The organism is Microbacterium sp., assembly GCF_036277215.1.
In the GTDB taxonomy this organism is placed as follows: domain Bacteria; phylum Actinomycetota; class Actinomycetes; order Actinomycetales; family Microbacteriaceae; genus Microbacterium.
In genome coordinates, this window is record NZ_DASUNI010000228.1 from 1 (window position 1) to 9,305 (window position 9,305).

A 9,305-nucleotide genomic window follows, 5' to 3' on the forward strand; every position below is an offset into this window, starting at 1 on the left:
GGGATCGGCGCAGGGGCAAGCGGGGCGCGAAACGACTCGTCGCTGCCATCGAGCTCCTGGACGCGGGCGCTGAGTCGCCGAAAGAGTCCGAACTGCGCCTGGTTCTCAGATCGGCCGGGTTCGGGCCGCTGACCGCAAACCACGAGATCCGCGATGCCCAGGGTCGTTTCGTCGCACGCGCGGATCTCGCGATCGTCGCACTCCGCATCGTGATCGAGTACGAGGGCGACCATCATCGCGACCGGATCCAATGGCGGCGCGACATGGCCCGCCGTCGTCGCATCGAGGCCGAGGGGTGGGTGTACCTGAGCGTGACGCAGTCCGACCTGGACGACCCTCGGGACCTGCTCGCCGACCTCGCTGCAGCGGTGGCCAGCCGCTCCTGACGAGCGAGTTGCCGGTAGCCGATCCCAAGACCGCCTCGGATGCCGCGACCAGTGGCAAGTCGGCGGCGTCACGTCCCTCGCGACGAGCGGGGCTAGTGCTCGCGGAGGTGCGGCCAGGTCCGCTCGTCGTGTGGGGCGTCGTCGGCCAGGACCGTCAGCGGACCGGTCAGCGACAGGCTCCCGGTGAGCACCGCCGCCGGGTCGTCGGCCGGGAGAGGGGCCGGGTCGTCGGGCGCGCGGTCGGCGCGCCGGGCGGGAAGGTCTCCGGATGGTTCGGTCGCCTCGACCTCGAGGATCCGGGATGCCGCGAGCTGCTGCGCAGCCAGTTCGGCGTACAGCCCGTCCGCGGCGATCAGTGAGGAGTGCGTGCCCGATTCGACGATCCGGCCCGCATCGATCACGTGGATCACATCGGCGCCGATGACCGTGGACAGGCGGTGCGCGATCGAGAGCGTGGTGCGACCGCGCGCGGCGGCATCCAGCGCCTCCTGCACGACGCGCTCCGAGACGGTGTCGAGGGCCGACGTCGCCTCGTCCAGCAGCAGCACCGGCGGATCCTTCAGCAGAACCCGTGCGATCGCGATCCGCTGCTTCTCGCCACCGGACAGCCGATAGCCGCGCTCCCCCACGATCGTGTCGTAGCCCTCTTCGAATCCGGCGATGATGTGGTGGATGTTCGCCGCGCGGCACGCCTCCTCCAGCTCCTCCTGAGTCGCCTCCGGTTTCGCATAGAGCAGGTTCTCGCGGATCGTCGCATGGAACAGGTACGTCTCCTGCGAGACGATCCCGACGTGGTCGATGATGGACTCCTGGGTCAGCCGCCGCACGTCCTCGCCGGCGAAGAGCACCTCGCCGCCGGACGCCTCGTACATCCGAGGCGTCAGGTACAGCACCGTCGTCTTGCCCGCCCCGGACGGCCCGACGAAGGCGACGTGCTGGCCGGGATCGGCGGCGAACGAGATGCCGCGCAGCGTCGGTCGGGCATCGGCCGACGCATCGGGGTACTGGAAGACGACGTCACGGAATTCGATGCGTCCGACCGGGCCGGGTGCGCGTGACACCGGGATCGCATCGGGCGCGTCGCTGATCGCAGGCACCAGGTCGAGGTACTCGAAGATGCGGGCGAACAGGGCAGCCGACGTCTGCACGTCCAGAGCCACCCGCATGAGCCCCATGAGCGGCATGAGCAGACGCGCCTGCACGGTCGTGAAGGCGACGATGGTTCCGGCCGTGATCACGTCGTTCCCGCCGGTGATGAGGTAGCCCGAGACGAGGTAGATGACCGCAGGCACGCTCGCCATCAGCACCTGCACGACCGCGAAGAACCCTTGACCGCTCATGGCCCTGCGCACCTGCAGGCGCACCTGATTGACGTTCTCGGCGCTGTAGCGGGCGGACTCGGTGCGCTGCCGGTTGAACGACTTGGACAGCAGGATGCCGGAGACGCTCAGGGTCTCCTGCGTGATCGAGGTCAGCTCAGACAGCGACTCCTGCGTCTCACCGGCGATGCGCGCACGCACCTGGCCGACGCGTCGCTGGACGATCACGAGGAACGGCATCATCACGACCGCGATGATCGTGAGCCGCCAGTCGATGATGATCATCGCGACCAGAGAGGCGATCACCGTCACCACATTGCCCAGGATGCTGGTGACGGTGTTGGTGAGCACGCCCGAGACTCCGCCGACATCGTTCTGCAGGCGGGATTGGATGACCCCCGTCTTGGTGCGCGTGAAGAAGCCGAGCTCCATCGCCTGGAGGTGCTCGAAGAGCTTGACGCGCAGGTCGCCGGTGACCCGGTTGCCGACGGTGGAGGTGAACCAGGTCTGCAGCACGCCCAGGCCCGACGAGAGCACGAAGAGGCCCACCATGATCAGCACGAGCCGCAGCAGCAGCGCCAGGTCGGGCGGCCCGCCGTCGACCGGGAACAGCGCCTCGTCGAAGATCTGCTGCACGATCAGCGCCGGCACGACGGCGATCGCAGCCCCGGCGATCACCAGCAGGCCGGTCACGAGAATGCGGAAGCGGTACGGGCGGAAGAGCGCGACGACTCGGCGGCCGAGGTCCGGGATGCGCGGCGCGTCGGCGTTCAGCTTCTTCTGCGCTTCGATGTCGACCGGGCGGAATCCCCCGCCCGGCCCGCCGCCACGCCCGCCCATGCTCACGAGCGCAAGCCTACTTTCCGACCCGGACGTCCGGGCCGGACCGTCCGTCGCTCCGGCAGCGGCGCGATGCGGGCTCGGATGCCGCCGGCCTCAGCCCAGGTCGATGACGAGATTCACGACCGTGCCGATGATGACGGCGCCGAACAGGTACGCCAGCAGCGCCTGCGCGATCACGATGCGCCGGATCTCGTTGGTGCGCACGCTCGTGTCGCCGACCTGGTAGCCCATGCCGATGCCGACCGAGAAGTAGGCGAAGTCGGTGTACGACGGGTCCGCGTCCTGGTTGAAGTCGATGCCGCCGACCGGGTCGCCGTAGTAGATGTGCGCGTATCGGAGCAGATAGTCGACCTGGATCAGCGTCCAGGATGCCGCGACGCTCAGCACCGCGATCGCTGCGAGCAGGTACGACTCCAGTTCGGACGTGTTCCGCGTCTGGATGAGCACGACGGTGACGGCACCCAGACTCGCGACGCTGCCGATGAGGGCGACGAGTCGCGCGACGGAGCGGCCGGGATCCTCGCCGGTCGCGTGGAATCGTGTCTGAGCGGCATCCATCGGCCAGATCAGGATCGCGATCCACGTGACGCTCGTGAAGGCCGCTGCCCCCCAGCCCGCCAGCAGCGCCGCCGCGAAGCCGAGGAACGGTGCCACCACCGCCGCGATCGCCACCCCCACACCCACGGCGACGATCGACCGCACGAGCGCGGCCATGCGAACGGGAGTCAGGGCCATACGTGAATGTTTCCATGCGATTCGGGAATGCCCTGTCCGACGGGGCCGTTACTGTGAGGGCTTGTCCTTTTTCGTGTGACCCCGCCTACGGGATGGCTGTCGTGCACGCCGATCCCCGAGGAGACGACTTGATGGCCGCCACCGACACCACGCCCGGCACCGACAGCATCCGCGTGCCCGCTGCATCCGGCGCGGTGCTCAGCCGCAAGGACAGCCGCATCATCTGGCTGCTGCTGGGAGCCGCATTCGTCGCGATCCTCAACGAGACCACGATGGGCGTGGCGATCCCGCACCTCATCGGCGACCTCGGCATCACCGCCGTCGAGGCTCAATGGCTGACCACCGCCTTCATGTTGACGATGGCGGTCGTGATCCCGATCTCGGGCTTCCTCCTTCAGCGCTTCACCACGCGGACCGTCTTCGTGGCCGCGATGAGCCTGTTCTCGCTCGGCACCCTCATCGCGTTCCTCTCGCCGGGGTTCCCTCTTCTGGTCGTCGCCCGGGTCGTTCAGGCCACCGGCACAGCCATCATGATGCCGCTGCTCATGACCACGATCATGACCCTGGTCCCCTCGAACATCCGCGGCCGGATGATGGGCCGCGTCAGCATCGTGATCTCGCTCGCGCCGGCCATCGGCCCGAGCCTCTCGGGTCTGCTGCTGGATTCGGTGGGGTGGCGCTGGATCTTCGGCATCATCCTGCCGATCGCGCTCATCTCACTCGCGGTCGGCGCGCGGTGGATCCAGAACATCGGCGAGCCCACGCACGCGCCCATCGACGTCCCATCGATCATCCTGTCCGCGTTCGGGTTCGGCGGGATCGTCTTCGGCCTGAGCCAGATCGGCGGTGCGGCCACTCACGGCAGCGCGTCCGAGGTGGCGGCTGCCGACGCGATGTCGACCATCACGCTCATCGCGTCGTTCAGCGTCGGCGTCGTGGCGCTCGGGGTGTTCGTCTGGCGCCAGCTGCTGCTGCAGCGCACCGACCGGGCCCTGCTCGATATGCGCGTCTTCCGGTCGCTGAACTTCTCGCTCTCGATCGCGCAGATGGGGCTGCTGTCGCTGGCGTTCTTCGGGGCGATCACCGTCGTGCCGCTCTACATGCAGAGCGTGCTGCAGGTCTCCGCGCTGGAGACGGGCCTGGTCGTGCTGCCCGGCGCTCTGGCGATGGGCCTGACGGGCCCCCTGATCGGCCGCATCTACGACCGTTGGGGAACCCGCGTGCTGCTCATCCCCGGATCGATCGTGGTCAGCGGGATGCTGTGGACCTACACGACGTTCGATGAGTTCACGTCCGTCTTGGTCATCGCCGTCGCGCAGACCGTGCTCTCGCTGGGCCTCGCGCTGTCGTTCACACCGCTGTTCACGGCATCCCTCGGATCGCTGACACCGCGCTTCTACTCCTACGGCTCCGCTGTGGTCGGCACGGTGCAGCAGGTCGCCGGTGCGGCCGGCATCGCGCTGATGATCACGATCATGGCGGCGGTCACCGCCACCAACGTCGAAAGCGGGGCTTCCGAGGTCGCGGCGGGCGCGATCGGTGCGCAGGCCGCGTTCACTATCGCAGCTCTCGTATCCCTTCCCCTCATCGTCGGGGCGTTCTTCATCCGCAAGCCGGCAGATCAGCCGTTCCCTGCGCACGCCGCGCACTGAGCGAACCCGTTCCCCTCGGCCGCGAAAGGGGGGATCTCCCCGTCGTGGCGACGGGGGGTGCGTGGCATGCTGGGGCGCGACCGCCGGATCGCGTCCGCGCGGGTCGATGAGGAGCGCAGGCATGATCGTGAATCCCCCCAGTGTCGACGATGCGTCCGGCCACGCCGCGGACATGTACCAGGAAGACCTCCGCGACGACGGATTCGTCTACGCCCACACCCGCGTCATGGCGATCAATCCCGAGGCGCACCAGGCCTTCGAAGCCCTGATCGGCGCGATCCAGCCGTCGATCGGAGTGCGCACGTACGAGTTGGTCACTCTCGCCGCAGCACGCGGCATCCCGTCGCCGCACTGCCTGCTCGCGCACGGGCGCAAGACGCTGCGCGCGGACGTGCTCGACGAGGACGAGCTCGAGCAGGTCGCCCTGGACTACCGCACCGCGCAGCTCAGCGACGCGGACGTCGCGGTCATGCGCTTCGCCGAGAAGGTCTCGACGGATGCCGCGGCGATGACGGATGCCGATTCCCAAGAGCTGCGCGACTCCGGCTTCACCGACCGGCAGATCGTCGACATCGCGCTTGCCGCCGCCGCCCGCAATTACCTCAGCCGGGCGCTGCGCGCCCTCGCCGTTCCGGTCGACGAGGTTCCGGGGCTGAGTCCTCGGCTGGTCGCCGCGCTGCTCTCGCCGGTCGGCCGTTAGGCGCCCGCCCGCGGCGCCGAACGCCGCCTCAGTGGTGGATGAACGCCTTCAGCAGGATGATCACGCCGCCGAACGCAGCCGTGAGCAGAGCGCTGCCCAGCCGGAGCCAGAAGTGCCGGGTCCACTTCGCCACGGCGAGCCAGCCCAGGATGCCGAGGGCCACCGCGTCGATGATGAGTGCAAACCACACCGCGACGTCGTCATCGACCGCTCGGGTCACGCCCAGAAGCAGCACCGCGATCGGGGCCAGGGAGACGAGCAGCATTCCGAGCGAGTGGTACACGGCCCCGCGCAGGCTCTCCGGCAGTCGCGCCCGGCCCTCCGTCTCGGCGAGCCGGGCGAGCGTGCCCGAATAGACGTGTGCAGCGAAGAAGACGATCACCGTCACGACCACGGTGACCAGTGCGCTGAGGGAAGTGCCCGTGAGGTCGTAGCTCACAACGATCATGCCCGACACGAGGATCAGTCCGTAGATCGCCTCCTCGGACATGAGGATCCGTCTGACCGAGGGCTTCGTGCCCAGCTGCTCGTCGCTCATCGAACCTCCCCCTACAGAGTGGCAGAACGGACGGTGCTTCTCAGCGAAGATGCGCCCCGGCGCCCACAGCGTAGGCCTCGGTCAGCCAGCCGGCGAACGTGTCATCCAGTTCGTCCGCGCCCTGCAGGCGGAATTGGTGCACGAAGAGCCGCTTGGTGTACGGGGAGACGCGCATGATGCGTGGATCCTCGATCACCCGCTGCACGTCGAAGTATCCACGGAGGCCGGTGGCCGTCGGTCGCGCGCCGGCGAAGCCGCGCCGCTCGCCCTTGAGCGTGATCGTCGTCTTGCCGACGGAGTACGTGAACGGCCCGATCGCCTCGACGACGTGGATGAAGCGGCGATAGAGGTCGACGGCGAAGTCAGGCTGGCCGGCGAGGTGCCGGTCTACGGTCCAGATGTCGCCATCGACCATAGCGGGCTGATGTCAGATGCCGGTGCCGCAGGCCGAGCCGCCGCAGCATGACGTTCCCGACTCGACCACAGTAAGGAGGGTCTTCTCCTCGGCGGTCGGCTGGAGGGTGGCGGGCGAAGGAAGCTGTGACGTGGTCATGCGATCAAGCCTAACCGGGCACGACCGGTGCTCCGTTCATGATCGCGGGAGCGGCACACCGCCCGTCTGACAGGTCGGGCAGTACTGGGCAGCCGCGCCGGAGAAGCTGAGTTCCCGGATCGTGTCGCCGCACACCGGGCACACCGCGCCGGTCTTGCGATGAACCTGGAGCGCGGCGTGTTTGGCCGCGCGCAGCTCGGAGGGCGCTATGCCGCGCCGCGCTGCAGCGGCATCGGTCAGGATCGCCCGCGTCTGCTGCGCAAGACGCTCGACTTCGGCTTCGGAGAGGCCGGCCGCGTGGGTGAGCGGCGAGATCCGCGCCGCGTGCAGGATCTCGTCGGAGTACGCATTCCCGATGCCGGCGAGCGCCGACTGATCCTGCAGCAGCGCCTTGATCTGCTTCCTCCGGCCCGCCAGGATGCGCGCGAACCGCGCGCTGTCGAAGTCCGGACCCATCGGGTCGAGGCCGAGCTTCGCAACGGCGTGCACGTCGGCGGCATCCGGCACGATATGCACCGTCACCGCCTTCCACTGGCCGGCATCCGTCAGATCGAAACCCGAGCCGTCGTCGAGCCGGATGCGCGCCATCAGGGTCGCATCGCCCGCGCGCCGCAGGTCGTCGGGCGCTTCGTCGTGCCAGAGCACCCAGCCGTCGTGACCGAAGTGCACGACGACATGCAGGCTGCCGCCGCCACCGTCGGTCGTCGCGATGTCGATCATCTTGCCCAGTCGGGTCACGCCGGTGATGCGCCGGCCGATGAGCTCGGAAGGGCTCGGATGCTGTGTCTTCAGCGCTTTGGCCAGGATCACGTCCGCGCTGCGGATCGCGCGGCCCGTGGTGCGGCCCGTGAGGAAGGACGCGAGCTCCTGCACTTCTGGTGACTCGGGCATGGCCCCCATGATTCCACGGAGGGCGGACGTCGGCGGGGGCAGTGCGGGTCAGGGCGCCCTGGTCGACGCCTGGGCCGCGGAATCCGCCGACTTGGCCGCGCGCCGTCGCCGGATCGTCTCGACCACGGCCCAGCTGAGCAGCCCCACGGCGATACCGAGGAACACGCCTCCGATGACGTCGGTCAGCCAGTGCGCCTGAAGGTACGTGCGACTCCACGCCATCCAGATCACCCACACCGCGCCGAGCACCCACCACAGCCAATGCCGGAACAGCAGCGCGAGGACCGTGGTGAGAGCGGCCGCGAACGCCACATGCCCGGAGGGGAATGAGGTCGGGACGACCTCGGCGAGCGAGTCCTCCGGGCGGATCCGGGCCACGACCGCGGCGAGCGGCGCCGCGATGCCGATGCACAGGGCGAGCGCCACGCTGACGGTGATCGCCGCCCACCACCAGCGCAGGATCAGCAGCGTCGCGACGATCGCCCCGGCGAAGATGAAGCTCATGACCGGTCCGCCGAGGTGGCCGGGTATCCAGGCCAGGACGAGTCCGGCATCCGTCTGGTTGGCGTCCATCAGGTCGTGCCACCAGATGTCGATCGGAAACGGCTGGTCACGGCGGACCGAGGTCACCACCCACAGCAGGATGATCGCGACGATGGCCGCGGCGGCGCCGACGATCAGCGGGGTGAGCCGCGAGAGATCCGGACGCTCGTGAGGGGGTTGCATCGGGCTATCTTCTCAGGCGGCTCGCCCCAGCGGGCGAGGCGCCCCCGGATCGATGGCGAACGTCGGAGCAGATCAATGCGACTCGCGGCTGACTGCGTTCCCGCTGGACCCGACGAGGAAGTCCAGGTCGGCGCCGGTGTCGGCCTGCATCACATGGTCGACGTAGAGCTTGGCCCAGCCGCGCGCCGGGTCCGCGTAGGCGGCCTGGCTCGCCGCGGCCTGACCGCGCGCCTCCAGCTCCTGGTCGGAGACGTCGACGCTCAAGGTCCGGTTCTCCACGTCCACCGTGATGATGTCGCCGGTGCGGATGGCTGCGAGCGGGCCACCCGCGGCGGCCTCCGGTGCTACGTGGAGGATCACCGTTCCGTAGGCCGTGCCGCTCATCCGCGCGTCGCTGATGCGCACCATGTCGCGGACCCCCTGCTCCAGCAGCTTGCGGGGCAGCGGCATGTTGCCGACCTCGGGCATCCCCGGGTATCCCTTCGGCCCGCACCCGCGCAACACCAGGACCGAATCGGCCGTGACATCGAGATCGGGGTCGTCGATGCGGGTGCGCAGGTCCTCGACACTGTCGAACACGACGGCAGGGCCTGCGTGCTGGAGCAGTTCGGGCGTTGCCGCAGCGGGCTTGACGATCGCTCCGCGTGGCGCCAGGTTGCCGCGGAGGACAGCGATCCCTGCGTCGGCCATCAGCGGCTTCTCGCGGGGGAAGATGACCATATCGTCGTAGACGGGCCGGTCGGCCAGGTAGTCCACGAGCGGGGCGCCGGTCACCGTGAGCGGCTCGGGACGCAGCAGATCCTCGATCTGGGCGAGCACAGCCAGGACACCGCCCGCACGGAACAGGTCATCCATCAGGAACAGTCCGCTGGGCTGCAGGTTCACCAGCACCGGGACTCCGGCGCCTGCGTGGTCGAAGTCGTCGAGCGTGAGATCGACACCCAGCCGGCCGGCGATCGCGA

At 68.9% G+C, this 9,305-nt stretch carries 10 protein-coding genes and 1 pseudogene; 3 read left to right on the forward strand and 8 right to left on the reverse strand.

The window, feature by feature from the left end; all coding sequences use genetic code 11:
- A pseudogene (locus VFX99_RS11490) lies at positions 1 to 386 on the forward strand (hypothetical protein); the annotation flags it as partial.
- A 92-nt stretch (positions 387 to 478) separates the two neighbouring features.
- Here the strand turns inward: VFX99_RS11490 and VFX99_RS11495 are convergent.
- Together VFX99_RS11495 and VFX99_RS11500 are read right to left on the reverse strand one after the other, a co-directional pair.
- On the reverse strand, positions 479 to 2,545 hold the full coding sequence (locus tag VFX99_RS11495) for an ABC transporter ATP-binding protein (RefSeq protein WP_329666438.1): 2,067 nt from the start codon (positions 2,543 to 2,545) through the stop codon (positions 479 to 481).
- 96 nt (positions 2,546 to 2,641) lie between these two features.
- Positions 2,642 to 3,283: a DUF1345 domain-containing protein gene (locus tag VFX99_RS11500; RefSeq protein ID WP_329666429.1), complete on the reverse strand. Its 642-nt coding sequence runs from the start codon at positions 3,281 to 3,283 to the stop codon at positions 2,642 to 2,644.
- A 131-nt stretch (positions 3,284 to 3,414) separates the two neighbouring features.
- On the opposite strand from VFX99_RS11500, the gene VFX99_RS11505 reads away from it, so the two are divergent.
- Positions 3,415 to 4,935, forward strand: a complete 1,521-nt coding sequence (locus VFX99_RS11505) for an MDR family MFS transporter (RefSeq protein ID WP_329666430.1) — start codon at positions 3,415 to 3,417, stop codon at positions 4,933 to 4,935.
- A 121-nt stretch (positions 4,936 to 5,056) separates the two neighbouring features.
- Positions 5,057 to 5,635: a carboxymuconolactone decarboxylase family protein gene (locus VFX99_RS11510; RefSeq protein ID WP_329666431.1), complete on the forward strand. Its 579-nt coding sequence runs from the start codon at positions 5,057 to 5,059 to the stop codon at positions 5,633 to 5,635.
- Positions 5,636 to 5,663: 28 nt separating this feature from the next.
- Here the strand turns inward: VFX99_RS11510 and VFX99_RS11515 are convergent, their stop codons facing one another.
- The 6 genes from VFX99_RS11515 to VFX99_RS11540 all read right to left on the reverse strand — a co-directional run.
- Positions 5,664 to 6,173 carry a hypothetical protein gene (locus VFX99_RS11515; RefSeq protein WP_329666432.1) on the reverse strand — a complete coding sequence of 170 codons (510 nt, stop codon included), beginning with the start codon at positions 6,171 to 6,173 and terminating at the stop codon, positions 5,664 to 5,666.
- 40 nt (positions 6,174 to 6,213) lie between these two features.
- Positions 6,214 to 6,588 (reverse strand): DUF5655 domain-containing protein, encoded by a 375-nt coding sequence (locus VFX99_RS11520; RefSeq protein WP_329666433.1) that lies wholly within the window; start codon positions 6,586 to 6,588, stop codon positions 6,214 to 6,216.
- 12 nt (positions 6,589 to 6,600) lie between these two features.
- Positions 6,601 to 6,726: a hypothetical protein gene (locus VFX99_RS11525; RefSeq protein ID WP_329666434.1), complete on the reverse strand. Its 126-nt coding sequence runs from the start codon at positions 6,724 to 6,726 to the stop codon at positions 6,601 to 6,603.
- A 36-nt stretch (positions 6,727 to 6,762) separates the two neighbouring features.
- The gene (locus VFX99_RS11530; protein WP_329666435.1) at positions 6,763 to 7,617 is read right to left on the reverse strand and encodes an Fpg/Nei family DNA glycosylase; all 855 of its coding nucleotides are present in this window, start codon (positions 7,615 to 7,617) and stop codon (positions 6,763 to 6,765) included.
- A 48-nt stretch (positions 7,618 to 7,665) separates the two neighbouring features.
- Positions 7,666 to 8,343: a phosphatase PAP2 family protein gene (locus VFX99_RS11535; protein ID WP_329666436.1), complete on the reverse strand. Its 678-nt coding sequence runs from the start codon at positions 8,341 to 8,343 to the stop codon at positions 7,666 to 7,668.
- A 72-nt stretch (positions 8,344 to 8,415) separates the two neighbouring features.
- Positions 8,416 to 9,305: dihydroxy-acid dehydratase (locus VFX99_RS11540; protein WP_329666437.1), on the reverse strand; the 890-nt coding region annotated here is incomplete at its 5' end.